We start from the raw sequence: 19,530 nt of genomic DNA on the forward strand, positions 1-19,530 counted from the left end.
TCTCCCGTCCTGTCATGTTCGTATGGATAGATGGCGCGATCAGTCTTTATCCTTGTTGCTTGTCGTATGACGTCTTGGATGCTGCATGTGAGCCTCCGGATTGTCATCGTCATCATGAGGAGTAAGTCTTGGATCTGTTCGACCTTCATGATGGTTATCGAACTCCAGCTCCACCTGTCTCCACTCTGTCGTTCCTAGCATGGGATCGGCAGGGAAGATATCTCCACGCTCCAGCTTCTCGTCACGTCCCCACTCATTGCGGTACACGCCGTCCGCTTCCACCGGTTCGCCGGAAATCGGCTCCATCCGTTGGTCTTCATGAGAGTTGTTGCTCATATGCCTTTATCCTCCTTAGGCTGTCTTCGAGAAGCTTATAGGCCGTGCTTGGGCACAGCCGCACGATCTGCTTCCGATTGCAGCTCGCTGGCTTGTTCTTTGCTTGTCTTGTTGCGATCAGCGAGCGACTGGGCTTTGCTTGCGGCTTTTTGTCGATCGGATGGATGCTTGCCGGACATAGGCTATCGCTCCTTTGCAGGAATATGATCTTGTAATGAGGAAGATCAGCATTAGTGTGCCACAGGAGGAAGGAAGATATGAGTTCGTTACAACAATCGAAGCTCGCAAGAAGGGCAGGTGACATCACGTTCGGTAACTTCCTCACCGCAGCCGGGACAAGGCTCGCGATAAGTGGCTAGTGGCGTTCCGTTCTGTGTGGAGGAGGAAGCGGGTGTCTCATCTTGTCCATTTCGCAGATGAGCGGGATTTCCGAAGATGGCTTCCACCATGCCGCGGATCGTCTTGAAGTTATCGGAGTCATCCGACATCACTCGAATGACAAGAAACATGGCTCCCAGCAGTCCGCATGCAAGAATTAATACAAGTGCTGTTGCTCCAATGTTTAACCAGAGGGACAAAGGGGGGAGAGCTGCGTAAGGACTCCATAAGATCAAGTTTTGCATCGCACTCACCTCACCCGTTCACCTGATAGCGTTTCTCCAGCGTCTTCCCTCCGAACCACATTACAAGTACAGCCGTAATGGAAACGAAGATACGCCAAGGCTCATTCACCAAATTGGTAATATCAAAACTGATGAGCGAAATGACAAAGATCATGACTGCCTTGCCCATCAGGGTTGCCAGCAGAAAGGTGTGAAAGGGAACCTTGCTAAGGCCCGATACGACCGTAATGACGACAGATGGCGTAAAGGGAAAGCAGGCGAGCAGGAACAAAGGGGTGAAGCCTCGCTTCTCTATCCAATTGAAGAATCGTTCCGACTTCGGAAATCTCCGCATCAGCTTCGTCTTTACGTTGCGTCCGAGCGCGCGGCATAGGAGGAAGACGCATATCGCACCACCAGTCACACCAATCCAGGAGAACAGAAATCCAAGACCCAGTCCGTAAATGTTCACATTAGCCGCAATAATAAGAATAAGCGGCAAGAAGGGAAGGAACGATTCAACGAATGGCAGCAGTATGCCAGGCAGCGGACCGAACTGCGAATAGCTCTCCAGCGTTTGCTGAATATGAGCAATGTCCATATTTTTCAAGTCATTTATCCAGTCCTGCCAATTGCTCATCAATCACCTAACCCCGATCTTCTTAAGTGTCAAATAGTAAAGGCCGATGAGGCCGAATAGGACAGCGCTTGTCCAGAAAACAGCCGTTTCTCCGCCCCAAAGAGCAATGACGCCCCCCAGTATAGGGCCAATCATGACGCCTACGCCCTCAAAGGTGGACAGAAGTCCCCAGCCAACTCCTTCTTGCTTAGGAGGCACATAGGTAGCTAGCAAGGCGTTCCAGGTTGGCAAGATTGCCGAATAGGACAATCCAAGACCCACCGCTATAACTAAACAATACCAGAATGATAGTCCCCATGCCAATACGTACAAACCAAGCGCGAAAGCGATGAATCCAATGACGAGAAACCAGCGATTGCCGCCGAGTTTATCCGACAGCTTGCCCATCGGAATGAGCCCTCCTACCGCACACAATCCGCCTACTGTCAACAGTATGGAATATTGCGCTCCGGATAATCCAAGTTCATGGGTCGCGAAGCCTGGCAGAATCGGAATGAGCATACTGGAGCCGGTGGTCTGTAGAATCATGCCTGGAAGCAATTGTTTCATGCTGGCGAGTTTTTCACGAAGAGCACGAATTTGCGCTTTGATCGGGATATGGTGAGTGGATGTCTGCTTGCTTTTTTTCATGAAGAAGGAAAGCAGCATTGCAAGAACGGACAACACAACCAGCAGGTTATAGGTGAGCGTAGAGCTGTAATCCAGCAAAATGTTGCATATGATGGGCCCGCTGCCCAAGCCGACTAGCCAGATGGTATAGAGAAATCCCATCTGTGTCGCGCGATGCTCCTCCGAAACTCTGGTTAGGCAGACGATCCAGAGGGGGGACATGCCAATCCCGTAGATAGCCGCCGCACCGATAAACATCCAGGGCAGCTCGGCGAATTGGAGAGCAACTACGCCAGCAAGCGCCACGATCAGACTAATCTGTACAATAAGCCTGGGAGAGAACCTGTCGAGCAAATAGCCGATGGCGATCTTCAGGACTGTGTCCGTAATGTAGTGAGCAGATATGGCAATCCCAATAATGTCAGGGGACAGACCTAGCGTTCGTGCCCCATAAATGGGAAGGAGGCTGACCAGTACAGCCCCGCGCACGAATTCGACGAAAAACAGAATGACGGAAAGCAGTCGCATGTCTGCTCCCATCCAATGGTTACGACGCATAAGCATGATTAGACTCCTTTTCCAAAACCAACATTAAAAGACGGAAACTTTGTTTGGAACGTTTGATTTGGTTACAATATCCATTATAATCGTCTCAGCGGCAGAATGGGAGGACCCCTTCGCTTGCAGGCTGCGTATACGCATACGGCTGTTCAACAGCTGAAGAGGATCATTGACGAGTTGAAGCAGTTCTTCGACTAATGCATCGATATCTTTGGCAATAAATGCAGCACCCTTGGACTGCAGGTAAAGCGCGTTCTGCTTTTCTTGGCCGGGAACAGGGCGGTAGATGAAGGTAGGCAATTCGCTTGCAATGGCTTCAGCGAGCGTCAACCCTCCTGGCTTGGTCACCAAGCCATCTGCCAGCGTCATGAGTTCATGGATACGATTCATATATCCAAAGGTTATGAGTCGATGAGAGGAAGGATGGGAGTGGAATCGTTCCTCCACCAGTTGTTTCAATGGAATGTTATGTCCACAAACGAGAGCAATCTGTATGTCCGGGTGCAGCAGAAGTTGTTCGCACATCTGTATAATGTTTGGCATGACGCCTTGTGCACCTGCCATAATGAGTACAGTAGCGCGGTTGGATTGCAGCCTGTATCGCTCATATAGCTCAGGTGAGCGTTTGATCGATTGGAAATCCTTCTTCAGAGGCAGTCCGCTGACCTTGATTGCATTACTGCGTATGCCGAGTTGTTGAAGCTCATGTCGTAGATCTTTGGTTGCAACGTAGTAGCGATCAATACTGGGATGGACCCAGCGCCGATGCAAGTCGAAGTCGGTAATAACGGCGTAAGATGGAATGGAACTCAGCTTTTTCAAGCTTTGCAGTGCGTAGAAGGGAAATGTATAGATCACGGCATTAGGCTTTTCTTGAAGCAGCAGTTGTTTTACTTTTTGACGACCGAAGGAGTGAAGCCAACTGCCGAGCAAAGAATCATGCTTCATAGGTTTCGTAATGCCGTACATCCAGCCGTAGAGAAAGGGCAGATGCGTATAGCTTTTTTGATAAAAGCGCTTTGTCATTTCATTCAGCCAAGGATGTGATTCGGCCATTAGATCGTACATCACGACCTGATGATTGCCGAATTCGAGATATGCATCACGTAACGCTTTGGCAGCTTGAATATGTCCTTCGCCATATGAGGCATATACAATTAACAACTTGGATTTCCTGTCAGGGGATTGAATCAGCATGGCGCACCTCCTACAGCATAGTCTAAGGATGATTTGTAACACGCATATGAACGACAAGTGGATCCTATATATTATTTTTGTAGAGTTATTGTAATATCCGCCTTCATCCAAAAAGAAAAGGAGCAATGGAAATGAAACATACATATCTCGGACAATCCGGGCTGAAGGTCAGCCGGTTATGCCTCGGCACGATGAATTTTGGAGTAGACACGGAAGAGAAAGAAGCATTCCGCATTATGGATGCGGCGCTTGACGCCGGTATTAATTTCTTCGATACCGCGAATATTTATGGATGGGGAGCCAATGCCGGACGCACGGAGGAAATTATCGGAAAATGGTTCAAGGAAGGAAGCGGCAGGAGGGAACGTACGGTTCTCGCTACTAAAGTGTATGGAGATATGCATGATACTTATGACGGACCTAACCGTGAGCAGGGATTGTCCGCTTACAAAATCCGGAGGCATCTGGAAGGGTCGCTCAAGCGGCTGCAGACCGATCATATTGAGCTTTATCAAATGCATCATGTAGATCGCAGAGTGAATTGGAGCGAGCTATGGGGAGCTTTTGAGACGGCACAGGTACAGGGCAAGATCGGTTATGTCGGATCCAGCAATTTCGCCGGTTGGGATATTGCTGTGGCACAAGGAGAAGCGAAAGCTAGAGGGATACTGGGACTCGTATCCGAGCAGCATAAGTACAACTTGCTATGCCGACTGCCAGAGTTGGAGGTGCTACCGGCTTCGCAGACGCTGGGATTGGGCGTTATTCCATGGAGCCCGCTGGATGGCGGCTTGCTTGCCGGGAACCAGCGCCGGAATAAAGGCGGGGGACGCCGAAGCGGGGATGAGAAGCGCCTGGCAAAGCATCAAGACCAGCTTGAAGCATACGCCAAGCTTTGCGATGAACTGGGGGAGCCGGAGGATGTTGTGTCTCTGGCATGGCTGCTGAGTAATCCGGCCGTAACGGCTCCCATTATCGGCGTCCGTACGAGTGAGCAATTCGAGCGTTCACTCCGTGCTTTGGAAGTGGAACTGGACGAAGAGACGCTCAAGCGAATCGATGACATTTTTCCAGGGCCTGGCGGAGATGCACCGACCGCATATGCCTGGTAGAAAAAACGATAGCATCTAACGAAAATAGCCCGAGAGCGTTCTCTCGGGCTATCATTTTACAGTTGTAATTCAGATCAGCAAGTTGAATAGGACAGGGTCTTTGTTCAGCTCTACGAACTGAAAACCTTTCTTCTGCATTCGTTCGACGAGAGGCTCATAATCTTGGCGATGCTTGAGCTCGACTCCGACCAAAGCAGGGCCATTATCCTTATTGGATTTTTTCGTGTATTCGAAGCGGGTAATATCGTCGTTCGGACCTAGCACCTGGTCCAGGAATTCTCTCAGCGCTCCCGCTCTCTGAGGGAAGCTGACCATGAAATAATGCTTGTAACCTTCATAGATTAAGGAACGCTCCTTAATTTCTTGCATCCGATCCACATCGTTATTGCCCCCGCTGACGACGCAGACCACTGTCTTGCCCGCGATTTGATCCCGGTATAAGTCGAGTGCTGTGATCGGAAGGGCCCCTGCAGGCTCGGCCACGATAGCATTCTCATTGTAGAGATCTAATAGAGTTGTACATACTTTGCCTTCTGGTACAGTTACGACATCGTCCAGCAGCTCCTGGCAGATTGAGAAAGTGAGGTCGCCAATCCGCTTTACGGCGGCACCGTCTACGAACTTGTCGATCGACTCTAGCGGGATGACTTCCCCGGCGTCAAGCGATATACGCAGGGAAGGTGCTCCTTCGGGCTCTACACCAATAATGCTAGTCTGCGGAGCGACGATCTTCACATAGGACGCGACGCCTGCGGCAAGACCTCCTCCTCCGACCGTAACAAAGATATAGTCAGGGGCGCTATCTGCCTTTTCCATTAATTCTTGGCCGATCGTACCGTTGCCCGCAATAATCTTGCGATCGTCAAAAGGATGGATGAACGCCAGTCCGCTGCGCTGAGATTCCGCCATTGCTTCGGCGTAAGCATCGTCGAACGTGTCTCCGGTCAAGACAACCTCAACCATGTCTCCGCCGAAGAAAGCGACTTGTTTAACCTTCTGTCTCGGTGTAGTGCTCGGCATGTAGATTTTTCCTGGTATACCCAGCGTTTGGCAGGAGTAAGCAACCCCTTGAGCGTGGTTGCCCGCGCTGGCGCAGACAACGCCTTTAATCGTTTCTTCCGGAGACAGGGAGCGCATCAGGTGGTAGGCTCCTCTAATTTTGAACGAACGGACGACTTGCAAGTCTTCGCGCTTGAGCCATACCTGGCAATTATAGCGTTCTGACAATACTCGATTATATTGAAGAGGCGTTCGTGAAATGACATCCTTCAGATGCATTTGCGCCTGCACAATTTCTTCTAGACGTATACTGTTATGGGATAGGGGATGAACACTCATAGAGGGACCTTCCTTCCGTAAAAACCTAAGCGGCTTGGATAATTAGTGGATTCATTATACCATTATGTCAGGAAGAATGAAGGGACTGGCTACAAAATACTTATTCTGTGGAGTAGAAGCTGGTCGAGGAGGCAGGTTATGGGGAAGTTTTTTAAAAGATTGTTTATAACGTTAATCGTACTGCTAGTCCTAATAGGCGGTGCTGCTTGGTGGCTTCTTTCTTATATCAAGCCGGAGCAATCTCTTCATCTTAATTATAGTCCCATTGATGTGAGACAGAAGGCCGTAGATATGGTGAAGCGTCTTAAGCCGGAGCTCGTACTGTCCGAAAAGGAAGTGAATGATTTAATCAAGAAGCATCTGGACCCGGACATTTCTGAGGATGTCAGGGTAGATGGGGCGCAGTTCATGCTGGAGGAGAACAAACTGCTCGCTGATTTGAATATTACATACGGTGACCGAATCCCGGCTCAGATTCGTGCGGAGTATCGATTGGAATGGCAAAATCCGAACTTGGTATTACGACCGCAGTCGCTTTCGATTAAGGGATTTCAATTGCCGCTCAAGATGTTGGAGACAGTCATTGTTCCATTAGACCTGCCTACAGGGGATATGGTCACCGTGCAAGATGTAAAATTCGAAAGCAAACAGATTAAGGTTCTTTTCAATATAAAGCTGCCTTTCTAGCGGTAAGAGAAAAAACCCCCTTCTGCCAAGTCAGAAGGGGGTTTTGAAGTTAGACAACTAACAGCGAATTTAAGCGATTTGATGAATTGACCATACAATTCCTTCATTTCCCGTGCCGCCGAGTGACAGACCTATCGTCAAACCGTTCGACACGTAGAAAAGTCCGATTGCATCTCCTGCGGTAAGGGCGACATCGCCTGCCAAAGTAACGGCTCCGCTCCCGAGAATCGTTCTTAAGCTTAATAGAAGTGCGATATTGACGTTTAGGATAGGGAAGTCTCCTACGATAAGATCCGTCGTTCCTGGGGAGAATCGCCTCACGCGGAAGGAAGGGAAGATACTCGCTCCTAATGCAATGGAAATAACAGCTGTCGTTGTATAGTTAATAGTGGCTTTAACGGAGTATCTTCCGGTCGTTGGAACGGTGAATGTGCCAGTCGTTGCATTGAAAGCAGCGTTGCCATAGTAAGGACTCGTTACCGTCCAGTTCGCAAGTTGGGTATCGGCGGAGACCGTTGCGCTATTAATTCGTCCAGAGAAGCCAGTTGTAGCAAAGTTCGGGCCTGTTTCCCCCGTAACTCCGGTCGGTCCAGTCGGCCCAGTGGGTCCAGTGGGTCCTGTAGCTCCGGTCGGCCCAGTGGGTCCAGTGGGTCCGGTTGCTCCAGTTGTTCCAGTCGGCCCGGTGGGTCCAGTCACTCCGGTAGCGCCAGTAGGTCCCGTCGGTCCGGTAACGCCAGTGTTCCCTGTTGGCCCCGTAGGGCCTGTTGCTCCGGTCGGCCCAGTAGCGCCAGTGTTTCCAGTTGGCCCCGTCGGTCCAGTCGCACCTGTAGCACCAGTTGGCCCCGTTGGTCCAGTGGCACCTGTAGCACCAGTTGGTCCAGTGACGCCAGTGGCTCCAGTTGGCCCCGTTGGTCCAGTCGCACCGGTAGCTCCAGTCGGTCCAGTAGCGCCAGTGTTTCCAGTTGGCCCCGTCGGTCCAGTCGCTCCTGTGTCACCCGTCGGTCCAGTCGCACCTGTAGCACCAGTTGGTCCAGTGACGCCAGTGGCTCCAGTCGCTCCCGTGTCACCCGTCGGTCCAGTCGCACCTGTAGCACCGGTTGGTCCAGTGACACCAGTTTCTCCTGTCGGTCCTGTAGCTCCGGTCAGCCCAGTAGCGCCAGTGTTTCCAGTTGGTCCAGTCGCACCTGTAGCACCAGTTGGTCCAGTGACGCCAGTGGCTCCAGTAGGGCCTGTAGCTCCGGTCGGCCCAGTAGCGCCAGTGTTTCCAGTTGGCCCTGTTGGTCCAGTCACTCCGGTAGCACCCGTCGGTCCAGTCGCACCAGTCGCACCAGTTGGTCCAGTGACGCCAGTGGCTCCAGTCGCTCCTGTGTCACCCGTCGGTCCAGTCACTCCGGTCGGCCCAGTAGCGCCAGTGTTTCCAGTTGGCCCCGTTGGTCCAGTCACTCCGGTAGCACCCGTCGGTCCAGTCGCACCAGTTGGTCCAGTGACGCCAGTGGCTCCAGTAGGGCCTGTAGCTCCGGTCGGCCCAGTAGCGCCAGTGTTTCCAGTTGGTCCAGTCGGTCCAGTCGCACCTGTAGTACCAGTTGGTCCAGTGACACCAGTGACACCAGTGGCTCCAGTCGCTCCTGTGTCACCCGTCGGTCCAGTCGCACCTGTAGCACCAGTTGGTCCAGTGGCTCCAGTCGCTCCCGTGTCACCTGTCGCTCCCGTTGGTCCAGTGACACCAGTTTCTCCTGTAGGTCCTGTAGCTCCAGTCGGCCCAGTAGCGCCAGTGTTTCCAGTTGGCCCCGTTGGTCCAGTCACTCCGGTAGCACCAGTCGGTCCAGTAGCGCCAGTGTTTCCAGTTGGCCCCGTTGGCCCGGTCGCTCCTGTAGCTCCTGTCGGTCCAGTGACGCCAGTGGCTCCAGTCGCACCGGTAGCACCGGTTGGTCCAGTGACACCAGTTTCTCCTGTAGGTCCTGTAGCTCCGGTCAGCCCAGTAGCGCCAGTGTTTCCAGTTGGTCCAGTCGCACCGGTAGCACCAGTTGGTCCAGTGGCACCAGTTTCTCCAGTAGGGCCTGTTGCTCCGGTCGGCCCAGTAGCGCCAGTGTTTCCAGTTGGCCCCGTTGGTCCAGTCACTCCAGTCGCACCAGTTGGTCCAGTGACGCCAGTGGCTCCAGTCGCTCCTGTGTCACCCGTCGGTCCAGTCACTCCGGTCGGCCCAGTAGCGCCAGTGTTTCCCGTTGGTCCCGTCGGTCCAGTCGCACCTGTAGCACCAGTTGGTCCAGTGACGCCAGTGGCTCCAGTCGCTCCTGTGTCACCCGTTGGTCCAGTCGCACCGGTAGTACCGGTCGGCCCTGTAACGCCAGTGTTTCCAGTTGGCCCCGTCGGTCCCGTTGGCCCGGTAACACCTGTCGCTCCAGTGGCTCCCGTGTCACCCGTCGGTCCAGTCGCACCGGTAGTACCGGTCGGCCCTGTAACGCCAGTGTTTCCCGTTGACCCCGTCGGTCCAGTAACACCAGTTTCTCCAGTAGGGCCTGTAGCTCCGGTCGGCCCAGTAGCGCCAGTGTTTCCCGTTGGCCCCGTGGGTCCAGTCGCACCAGTCGCACCAGTCGCTCCCGTGTCACCCGTGGGTCCAGTCGCACCTGTAGCACCCGTTGGTCCAGTGACACCAGTTTCTCCTGTAGGGCCTGTAGCTCCGGTCGGCCCAGTAGCGCCAGTGTTTCCCGTTGGTCCCGTCGGTCCAGTCGCACCTGTCGCACCAGTTGGTCCAGTGACGCCAGTGGCTCCAGTCGCTCCAGTGGCTCCCGTGTCACCCGTTGGTCCAGTCGCACCGGTAGTACCGGTCGGCCCAGTAGCGCCAGTGTTTCCAGTTAGCCCCGTTGGTCCAGTCGCACCTGTAGCTCCAGTCGGCCCAGTAGCGCCAGTGTTTCCGGTTGGCCCCGTCGGTCCAGTCGCACCTGTAGCACCAGTTGGTCCAGTAACGCCAGTGGCTCCAGTCGCTCCCGTGTCACCTGTCGATCCAGTAGCGCCAGTGTTTCCAGTTGGCCCCGTCGATCCAGTGGCTCCCGTGTCACCTGTAGCTCCAGTCGGTCCAGTCGCACCTGTAGCACCAGTTGGTCCAGTGACGCCAGTGGCTCCAGTCGCTCCCGTATCACCAGTCGGTCCAGTCGCACCAGTGTTTCCAGTTGGTCCCGTTGGCCCGGTAACACCTGTCGCTCCAGTGGCTCCCGTGTTACCCGTCGGTCCAGTCGCACCGGTTGGTCCAGTGACACCAGTTTCTCCTGTAGGTCCTGTAGCTCCAGTCGGCCCAGTAGCGCCAGTGTTTCCCGTTGGCCCGGTCGCTCCTGTAGCTCCTGTCGGTCCAGTGACACCAGTTTCTCCAGTAGGGCCTGTAGCTCCGGTCGGCCCAGTAGCGCCAGTGTTTCCCGTTGGCCCCGTCGGTCCAGTCGCACCTGTAGCACCAGTTGGTCCAGTGGCGCCAGTGTTTCCCGTTGGCCCCGTCGGTCCAGTCGCACCTGTCGCTCCAGTAGCGCCAGTGTTTCCCGTTGGTCCCGTCGGTCCAGTCGCACCGGTAGCACCAGTTGGTCCAGTGACACCAGTTGCTCCTGTGTCACCCGTCGGTCCAGTCGCGCCTGTAGCACCAGTTGGTCCCGTTGGCCCGGTAACACCTGTCCCTCCAGTTGCTCCCGTGTCACCCGTCGGTCCAGTCGCACCGGTAGTACCGGTCGGCCCTGTAACGCCAGTGTTTCCCGTTGGCCCCGTCGGTCCAGTAACACCAGTTTCTCCAGTAGGGCCTGTTGCTCCGGTCGGCCCAGTAGCGCCAGTGTTTCCCGTTGGCCCCGTTGGTCCAGTTGCACCTGTAGCACCTGTCAATCCAGTGGCTCCCGTGTCACCTGTAGCCCCAGTCGGTCCAGTAGCGCCAGTGTTTCCTGTTGGCCCCGTGGGCCCGGTAACACCTGTAGCACCAGTTGGTCCAGTGAAGCCAGTGGCTCCAGTCGCTCCCGTGTCACCTGTCGCTCCAGTAGCGCCAGTGTTTCCCGTTGGCCCCGTTGGTCCAGTCGCACCTGTAGCTCCTGTCAATCCAGTGGCTCCCGTGTCACCTGTAGCCCCAGTCGGTCCAGTGATACCAGTTTCTCCAGTAGGGCCTGTAGCTCCAGTCGGTCCAGTAGCGCCAGTGTTTCCCGTTGGCCCCGTTGGCCCGGTAACACCTGTAGCACCAGTTGGTCCATTGAAGCCAGTGGCTCCAGTCGCTCCCGTGTCACCCGTGGTTCCAGTGACACCAGTGGTTCCAGCTGCTCCTGTGCCACCCGTGGGTCCAGTCGCACCTGTAGTACCAGTTGATCCAGTGACGCCGGTGGCTCCAGTCGCTCCTGTGTCACCCGTCGGTCCAGTCGCACCTGTAGTACCAGTTGGTCCAGTGACGCCAGTGGCTCCAGTCGCACCTGTCGCACCAGTTGGTCCCGTTGGCCCGATAACACCTGTCGCTCCAGTTGATCCCGTGTCACCCGTGGGTCCAGTCGCACCGATTGCACCGGTTGGTCCAGTGACACCAGTTTCTCCTGTAGGTCCTGTAGCTCCGGTCAGCCCAGTAGCGCCAGTGTTTCCAGTCGCACCTGTAGCACCAGTTGGTCCAGTGACACCAGTGGTTCCAGTTTCTCCTGTGTCACCCATCGGTCCAGTGGCACCAGTTTCTCCTGTAGCACCTGTAGCTCCGGTCAGCCCAGTAGCGCCAGTGTTTCCAGTCGCACCTGTCGCACCAGTTGGTCCAGTGACGCCAGTGGCTCCAGTCGCTCCCGTGTCACCCGTCGGTCCAGTCGCACCAGTTGGTCCAGTGACACCAGTGTTTCCAGTTTCTCCTGTGTCACCCATCGGTCCAGTCGCACCTGTAGTACCAGTTGGTCCAGTGGCTCCAGTCGGTCCAGTGGCACCTGTAGCACCAGTTGGTCCAGTGACACCAGTGGCTCCAGTTGCTCCTGTGTCACCCGTGGGTCCAGTCGCACCTGTAGCACCAGTTGGTCCAGTGACACCAGTGGCTCCAGTCGCTCCTGTGTTACCCGTGGGTCCAGTCGCACCGATAGCACCGGTTGGTCCAGTGACACCAGTGGTTCCAGTTGCTCCTGTGTCACCCGTCGGTCCAGTCGCACCAGTCGCACCAGTCGCACCAGTTGGTCCAGTGACACCAGTGGTTCCAGTTGCTCCTGTGTCACCCGTGGGTCCAGTCGCACCTGTAGTACCAGTTGGTCCAGTGACACCAGTGGTTCCAGTTGCTCCTGTGTCACCCGTGGGTCCAGTCGCACCTGTAGCACCAGTTGGTCCAGTGACGCCGGTGGCTCCAGTCGCTCCTGTGTCACCCGTCGGTCCAGTCGCACCTGTAATACCAGTTGGTCCAGTGACGCCAGTGACTCCAGTCGCTCCCGTGTCACCCGTGGGTCCAGTCGCACCAGTTGGTCCAGTGACGCCAGTGGCTCCAGTCGCACCGGTAGCACCGGTTGGTCCAGTGACACCAGTTTCTCCTGTAGGGCCTGTAGCTCCGGTCGGCCCTGTAACGCCAGTGTTTCCCGTTGGCCCCGTCGGTCCAGTAACACCAGTTTCTCCAGTAGGGCCTGTTGCTCCGGTCGGCCCAGTAGCGCCAGTGTTTCCCGTTGGCCCCGTTGGTCCAGTTGCACCTGTAGCACCTGTCAATCCAGTGGCTCCCGTGTCACCTGTAGCCCCAGTCGGTCCAGTAGCGCCAGTGTTTCCTGTTGGCCCCGTGGGCCCGGTAACACCTGTAGCACCAGTTGGTCCAGTGAAGCCAGTGGCTCCAGTCGCTCCCGTGTCACCTGTCGCTCCAGTAGCGCCAGTGTTTCCCGTTGGCCCCGTTGGTCCAGTCGCACCTGTAGCTCCTGTCAATCCAGTGGCTCCCGTGTCACCTGTAGCCCCAGTCGGTCCAGTGATACCAGTTTCTCCAGTAGGGCCTGTAGCTCCAGTCGGTCCAGTAGCGCCAGTGTTTCCCGTTGGCCCCGTTGGCCCGGTAACACCTGTAGCACCAGTTGGTCCATTGAAGCCAGTGGCTCCAGTCGCTCCCGTGTCACCCGTGGTTCCAGTGACACCAGTGGTTCCAGTGGCTCCTGTGTCACCCGTCGGTCCAGTCGCACCTGTAGCACCAGTTGGTCCCGTGTCACCCGTCGGTCCAGTCGCACCAGTTGGTCCAGTGACGCCAGTGGCTCCAGTCGCACCGGTAGCACCGGTTGGTCCAGTGACACCAGTTTCTCCTGTAGGGCCTGTAGCTCCGGTCGGCCCAGTAGCGCCAGTGTTTCCCGTTGGTCCAGTCGCACCTGTAGCACCGGTTGGTCCAGTGACACCAGTTTCTCCTGTAGGTCCTGTAGCTCCGGTCGGCCCAGTAGCGCCATTGTTTCCCGTTGGTCCAGTCGCACCTGTAGCACCAGTGGTTCCAGTGACACCAGTTTCTCCAGTAGCGCCTGTAGCTCCGGTGGTTCCAGTGACGCCATTGTTTCCAGTTGGCCCCGTCGGTCCAGTCGCACCGGTAGCACCTGTCAATCCAGTGGCTCCCGTGTCACCTGTAGCTCCAGTAGGGCCTGTTGCTCCTGTCGGCCCAGTAGCGCCGGTGTCACCCGTCGGTCCAGTCGCACCGGTAGCGCCAGTGTTTCCGGTTGGTCCCGTTGGCCCGGTAACACCTGTCGCTCCCGTTGGTCCAGTGACACCAGTTTCTCCAGTAGCGCCTGTAGCTCCGGTGGGGCCTGTGACGCCAGTGTTTCCAGTTGATCCCGACGGTCCAGTTGCACCGGTAGCACCAGTCGGTCCAGTGGTTCCAGTATCGCCAGTATTTCCTGTTGGTCCCGACGGCCCAGTTGTTCCTGTAGCGCCCGTCGGTCCAATGTTTCCATTTGGTCCCGACGGTCCAGTCGCACCGGTAGCACCAGTCGGTCCAATGATGCCAGTGGCTCCAGTCGCACCAATTGCTCCAGTAGCGCCCGTAGCTCCAGTAACGCCAGTGTTTCCTATTGATCCCGTTGGTCCGGTCGACCCAGTAGCTCCGGTAGAACCAGTTGTTCCAGTAATACCAGTTTCTCCAGTAGAGCCTGTAACTCCGTTGGGGCCTGTCACGCCAGTGTTTCCTGTTGGTCCCGTCGGTCCAGTCGCTCCCGTAGCGCCCGTCGGTCCAGATGTGCCAGTTTCTCCAGTAGCACCGGTCGGCCCAGTAACGCCAGTGTTTCCTGTAGATCCCGTCTGTCCAGTCGAGCCCGTTGTTCCAGTTGGCCCGGTAAGTCCAGGATTTTGAACTTCTAATCTTACGATAGCTGATCCTTCGGATACCTCGATTTGAATGGTATTTGATTCGAATATTAATTGATCTTGAAAATCTACTGTTGCTGAACCTACAGGTCCAACCACATAAAAGAGAGGATTTACCTCAATTGTTCCTGTCGGCCCAGTAGCCCCTTTTTTTCCTCGTTTTCCTTTACTTCCAGCTTCACCTTTTGGTCCAGTAGGTCCAGTTGGTCCTTCTGTACAACATTTTGCATGTTTTTTTTTCTCTGAAAAAGGATGGTCTTTTCGAAGTGTTTTTTTCTTCTTTGAAGATTTTCCACATGCATTTTTAGGAGAGCGGGTGTTTGGTGCATTATCGGAATTGTCGTTCATAATTCTCCTCAACTTTCAATATATTTGCCTATCTATACATATGTACTTACAGGTCAAATTGGGAAAAAATTTATCAAGGTGTAGTGTGGGGGAAGGGAGTTTGTTTTGGGAAATAGTACTCGGAAAGATAAATCGATAGTTAATGTTTGGGAGACAAAGCACATCATTGGATTTAGCTGAAGAAGGGGCACAAAATATTCTTTCTTTTTCTCAAATCGAAAGTGAGCAAAAAAGAACTCTCGAATAGATCAGTGGGTTAAAGGGGGATAGAGACATTCAAGCAATTTGCTGCATGGACTAAACAATGTCTTCGTTGGATGTTCTGGAAGGTGAAAGAACACATGTTAGACCATTAGATACATAGACGAGTCCAATTGTTTTGTTTAGCAATACATCTCATTTTCCTCAAAAATGTTTTAAAGTTTAAGGGCAAGTGCGCCTTACTCGAAAGGAAGGTCTTGTCCTTGGAAATATTGGGAGTTTGATAAGCCGTCAGTATGATAGTTTAGATGTATCCCGACGATGGGGAATTTATATGTACAGGAGAGGGTAGTCCAATTCGTTAAAAAAGAACAAGTGGAGTTTTTAATGAATAAGGGGTATATTTGAGTGTTTGTAAAACTATATAAAAGATAGTGTCATGTTTAAAAATCTGAAGTTACCACTTTAGATTATTGTAGTTGATGTAGAAAAACCCCTTAGTCGCTTCTTCTCGAAGAAGGGACTAAGGGCATTTGAATTCATTTTCTTTATTAACTGGAAGATCTCAATTTAATTAAACTAGTTGGTTAATGGACCAGAAGATACCGCTACCCGCTCCACCTATATCTAGTGCTATTGTCAAACCATCAGCAACATAGAACAATCCAATTGTATCACCGGCATTAAGAGCAGCTTCACCAGCAAGCGTTACGGTCCCATTTCCAAGGACAGCCCGTAGTGTAAGAACCAAGGCAATGTTAACGTTCAATACAGGGAAAAGACCAGTAACCAGAGCAGCTGAGTCTGCAATTCTTTGTACGACGAATGCGGGATCGATACCAGCTCCTAAGCTTATAGTTAAAGCAGCAGTAGTAGTGTAGCTTACTGTTGCAGTGATCAGATACCTGCCTGTAGTAGGAACTGTGTAAACTCCTGTCACTGGGTTAAAGTTGACGCTCGCAAAGCGAGGGGAAGCAACTGACCAGCCAGTAATTTGTTGTGATGCCGCAACGCCTGCCGCAGTTGTAGTTGCAGAAAAGCCTTCAGTAGTCACAGTCAGTCCAGTAGCGCCAGTAGCTCCAGTAGCTCCAGTGGCTCCAGTAGCTCCAGTAGCTCCAGTAGCTCCAGTAGCTCCAGTAGCTCCAGTGGCTCCAGTAGCCCCAGTAGCTCCAGTAGCGCCCGTCGGTCCAGTCGGTCCAGTCGGTCCGGTGTCACCAGTAGCCCCTGTTGGTCCAGTGGCTCCCGTAGCACCCGTAGCGCCCGTTGGCCCAGTCGGTCCAGTGGCACCAGTGGCACCTGTAGCCCCAGTAGCGCCCGTCGGTCCAGTCGGTCCGGTGTCACCAGTAGCCCCTGTTGGTCCAGTGGCACCTGTAGCCCCAGTAGCGCCCGTCGGTCCAGTCGGTCCGGTGTCACCAGTAGCCCCTGTTGGTCCAGTGGCTCCCGTTGCACCCGTAGCGCCAGTTGGTCCAGTTGGTCCGGTGTCACCAGTAGCTCCAGTCGGTCCAGTGGCACCTGTAGCCCCAGTAGCGCCCGTCGGTCCAGTCGGTCCGGTGTCACCAGTAGCCCCCGTCGGTCCAGTGGCACCCGTAGCGCCAGTAGCGCCCGTTGGTCCAGTCGGTCCGGTGTCACCAGTAGCCCCAGTTGGTCCAGTAGCACCCGTAGCGCCAGTAGCGCCCGTTGGTCCAGTCGGTCCGGTGTCACCAGTAGCCCCAGTCGGTCCAGTGGCTCCTGTTGCACCCGTAGCGCCCGTTGGTCCAGTCGGTCCGATGTCACCAGTAGCTCCTGTAGCTCCTGTCGGTCCAGTAGCTCCTGTAGCTCCTGTCGGTCCAGTGGCTCCTGTTGCACCCGTTGAGCCAGTAGCGCCAGTAGCGCCCGTTGGTCCAGTTGGTCCGATGTCACCTGTAGCTCCTGTAGCTCCTGTCGGTCCAGTGGCTCCTGTTGCACCCGTTGAGCCAGTAGCGCCAGTAGCGCCCGTTGGTCCAGTCGTTCCGGTGTCACCAGTAGCCCCTGTTGGTCCAGTGGCACCCGTAGCGCCAGTAGCGCCAGTAGCGCCAGTAGCGCCCGTTGGTCCAGTCGGTCCAGTGGCTCCCGTAGCGCCAGTAGCGCCCGTTGGTCCAGTCGGTCCAGTGGCTCCCGTAGCGCCAGTAGCGCCCGTTGGTCCAGTTGGTCCGATGTCACCTGTAGCACCTGTAGCTCCTGTTGCACCCGTAGCGCCAGTAGCGCCCGTTGGTCCAGTCGGTCCGGTGTCACCTGTAGCACCTGTAGCCCCAGTCGGTCCAGTGGCTCCTGTTGCACCCGTTGAGCCAGTAGCGCCCGTTGGTCCAGTCGGTCCGGTGTCACCTGTAGCTCCTGTAGCTCCTGTCGGTCCAGTGGCACCCGTAGCGCCCGTTGGTCCAGTCGGTCCGATGTCACCAGTAGCCCCCGTCGATCCAGTGGCTCCCGTTGCACCAGTAGTGCCCGTTGGTCCAGTAGCTCCAGTTACCCCAGTAGCGCCAGTCGGTCCAGTGTCGCCCGTAGCGCCGGTTGCACCCGTCGATCCAGTAGATCCAGTGGCACCCGTTGCCCCCGTAGCGCCAGTCGGTCCAGTGTCGCCCGTAGCGCCGGTTGCACCAGTCGGCCCAGTAGATCCAGTGACACCCGTTGCCCCCGTAGCGCCGGTTACACCCGTCGATCCAGTAGATCCAGTGGCACCCGTTGCCCCCGTAGCGCCAGTCGGTCCAGTGTCGCCCGTAGCGCCGGTTACACCCGTCGATCCAGTAGATCCAGTGGCACCCGTAGCCCCAGTCGGTCCAGTGTCGCCTGTAGCGCCAGTTGCACCCGTCGATCCAGTAGATCCAGTAGATCCAGTGGCACCCGTAGCGCCAGTCGGTCCAGTGTCGCCCGTAGCGCCGGTTACACCCGTCGACCCAGTAGATCCAGTGACACCCGTTGCCCCCGTAGCGCCAGTCGGTCCAGTGTCGCCTGTAGCGCCGGTTACACCCGTCGATCCAGTGGCTCCCGTTGCACCCGTAGCCCCAGTCGGTCCAGTGTCGCCCGTAGCGCCAGTTACACCCGTCGATCCAGTGGCTCCCGTTGCACCCGTAGCCCCAGTCGATCCAGTGTCGCCCGTTGCACCCGTAGCCCCAGTCGGTCCAGTGTCGCCCGTTGCGCCCGTTGCGCCCGTAGCGCCAGTCGGCCCAGTGTCGCCCGTAGCGCCGGTTGCTCCCGTCGATCCAGTCGATCCAGTGGCTCCCGTTGCCCCCGTTGGTCCAGTCGGTCCAGTGTCGCCCGTAGCGCCGGTTGCACCCGTCGATCCAGTAGATCCAGTGGCTCCCGTTGCACCCGTAGTCCCGGTCGGTCCAGTGTCGCCCGTAGCGCCTGTTGGACCAGTTGGTCCGGTGTCACCTGTAGCGCCAGTAACACCCGTCGGTCCCGTAGCTCCGGTGTCACCCGTAGCGCCAGTAACGCCCGTCGGTCCCGTAGCCCCGGTGTCACCCGTAGCGCCAGTCACTCCAGTAGCGCCAGTCGCCCCTGTAGCACCCGTCGATCCAGCAGTACCCGTAGCACCAGTCGCCCCTGTAGCACCCGTCGATCCAGCAGTACCCGTAGCACCAGTCGCCCCTGTAGCACCCGTCGATCCAGCAGTACCCGTAGCGCCAGTCGCCCCTGTAGCACCCGTCGATCCAGCAGTACCCGTAGCGCCAGTCGCCCCTGTAGCACCCGTCGATCCAGCAGTACCCGTAGCGCCAGTCGCTCCTGTAGCACCCGTCGATCCAGCAGTACCCGTAGCGCCAGTCGCTCCTGTAGCACCCGTCGATCCAGCAGTACCCGTAGCGCCAGTCGCCCCTGTAGCACCCGTCGATCCAGCAGTACCCGTAGCGCCAGTCGCCCCTGTAGCACCCGTCGATCCAGCGGTACCCGTAGCGCCAGTCGCCCCCGTAGCGCCGGTTATTCCAGTGCTTCCTGTAGGAACTTCAAGACGAACTATAGCAGAGCCTTGGGTGACGACAATATCAATAGTGTCGGATTCGAAAATTAAGTCATCACCAAGTCCTACAGTTGCAGATCCAATTGTTCCAATGACATTGAAAAGCTCGCCACCATCAAATGATCCGGTAGGCCCCGTAGGCCCTGTGGGTCCAGTACGACCTCTTTTTCCTCGTTCACCATCTTTTCCATCCTTACCTCTTTTACCTCTTCTTCCTCGAGGACCCTCCGGTCCTTCAGGCCCAGGTGGTCCTGGTGGTCCTCTATGGCCGCGAGGTCCTCTGATAAAAGATACTCTCTTGCCATCCTTCCCTCTGCATCTTTTCTTTTTCTTCTTGTCGAAGTGAAGTTCATTAGAGTGAATAGATAATGAACTGTCTGTTTTTCGCTTAATTATTTTGATAGATTTCTTTTTCTTTGATGAATAGTCCAGGTGGAACACCTCCTTATTTTCTTCCTTATATTACGAGGGGGTGCTAGATTCCGCATGTGCATTCAACGATTTCTTTTACTTTTATTAGAAAATGTGCGAATGCACAAATCATAAAATGAACCGATGAACTAGCCGGATATACAAGATAAACTAGTGATCCCTCTTAAACTTTCTGCACCTCTTTTGTCATTAAGTATCCCCTCCAGATTCACTCTATTCCTCACA

The 19,530-nt window shown here is 55.3% G+C and carries 11 protein-coding genes; 2 read left to right on the plus strand and 9 right to left on the minus strand.

The features are described 5' to 3' along the window. Positions 1-39: 39 nt before the first annotated feature. The 6 genes from DX130_RS17965 to DX130_RS17980 all read right to left on the minus strand — a co-directional run bounded on the left by DX130_RS17965 (position 40) and on the right by DX130_RS17980 (position 3,945). On the minus strand, positions 40-336 hold the full coding sequence (locus DX130_RS17965; RefSeq protein WP_116047695.1) for a transposase: 297 nt from the start codon (positions 334-336) through the stop codon (positions 40-42). 35 nt (positions 337-371) lie between these two features. Then, positions 372-515 carry a hypothetical protein gene (locus tag DX130_RS26520; RefSeq protein WP_165861344.1) on the minus strand — a complete coding sequence of 48 codons (144 nt, stop codon included), beginning with the start codon at positions 513-515 and terminating at the stop codon, positions 372-374. Between the two features lie 87 nt (positions 516-602). Beyond that, positions 603-968, minus strand: coding sequence for a hypothetical protein (locus tag DX130_RS26220; RefSeq protein ID WP_133297948.1), 366 nt, complete (start codon positions 966-968; stop codon positions 603-605). A gap of 1 nt (position 969) precedes the next feature. Further along, positions 970-1,578, minus strand: coding sequence for a TVP38/TMEM64 family protein (locus DX130_RS17970; protein WP_116047697.1), 609 nt, complete (start codon positions 1,576-1,578; stop codon positions 970-972). A 3-nt stretch (positions 1,579-1,581) separates the two neighbouring features. Beyond that, entirely contained in the window at positions 1,582-2,751 is a 1,170-nt protein-coding gene (locus DX130_RS17975) for an MFS transporter (protein ID WP_116047698.1), read from the minus strand. Between the two features lie 27 nt (positions 2,752-2,778). Next, positions 2,779-3,945 carry an MGDG synthase family glycosyltransferase gene (locus DX130_RS17980; RefSeq protein ID WP_165861345.1) on the minus strand — a complete coding sequence of 389 codons (1,167 nt, stop codon included), beginning with the start codon at positions 3,943-3,945 and terminating at the stop codon, positions 2,779-2,781. A gap of 131 nt (positions 3,946-4,076) precedes the next feature. On the opposite strand from DX130_RS17980, the gene DX130_RS17985 reads away from it, so the two are divergent. Continuing rightward, positions 4,077-5,057 (plus strand): aldo/keto reductase, encoded by a 981-nt coding sequence (locus DX130_RS17985; protein WP_116047702.1) that lies wholly within the window; start codon positions 4,077-4,079, stop codon positions 5,055-5,057. 69 nt (positions 5,058-5,126) lie between these two features. Here the strand turns inward: DX130_RS17985 and ilvA are convergent, their stop codons facing one another. Beyond that, positions 5,127-6,395, minus strand: coding sequence for a threonine ammonia-lyase IlvA (ilvA, locus tag DX130_RS17990; protein ID WP_116047703.1), 1,269 nt, complete (start codon positions 6,393-6,395; stop codon positions 5,127-5,129). A 138-nt stretch (positions 6,396-6,533) separates the two neighbouring features. On the opposite strand from ilvA, the gene DX130_RS17995 reads away from it, so the two are divergent. Continuing rightward, complete coding sequence (locus DX130_RS17995; protein WP_116047705.1) at positions 6,534-7,082, plus strand: hypothetical protein; 549 nt, start codon at positions 6,534-6,536, stop codon at positions 7,080-7,082. A gap of 69 nt (positions 7,083-7,151) precedes the next feature. Here the strand turns inward: DX130_RS17995 and DX130_RS27240 are convergent, their stop codons facing one another. Next, on the minus strand, positions 7,152-14,705 hold the full coding sequence (locus tag DX130_RS27240) for a hypothetical protein (RefSeq protein ID WP_206098849.1): 7,554 nt from the start codon (positions 14,703-14,705) through the stop codon (positions 7,152-7,154). Between the two features lie 775 nt (positions 14,706-15,480). Further along, a complete protein-coding gene (locus DX130_RS27245) occupies positions 15,481-19,314 on the minus strand; it encodes a beta strand repeat-containing protein (protein ID WP_276310901.1) in 3,834 nt (1,277 codons plus the stop codon). Positions 19,315-19,530 lie beyond the last annotated feature (216 nt).

The organism is Paenibacillus paeoniae (genome assembly GCF_003388735.1).
In the GTDB taxonomy this organism is placed as follows: domain Bacteria; phylum Bacillota; class Bacilli; order Paenibacillales; family Paenibacillaceae; genus Pristimantibacillus; species Pristimantibacillus paeoniae.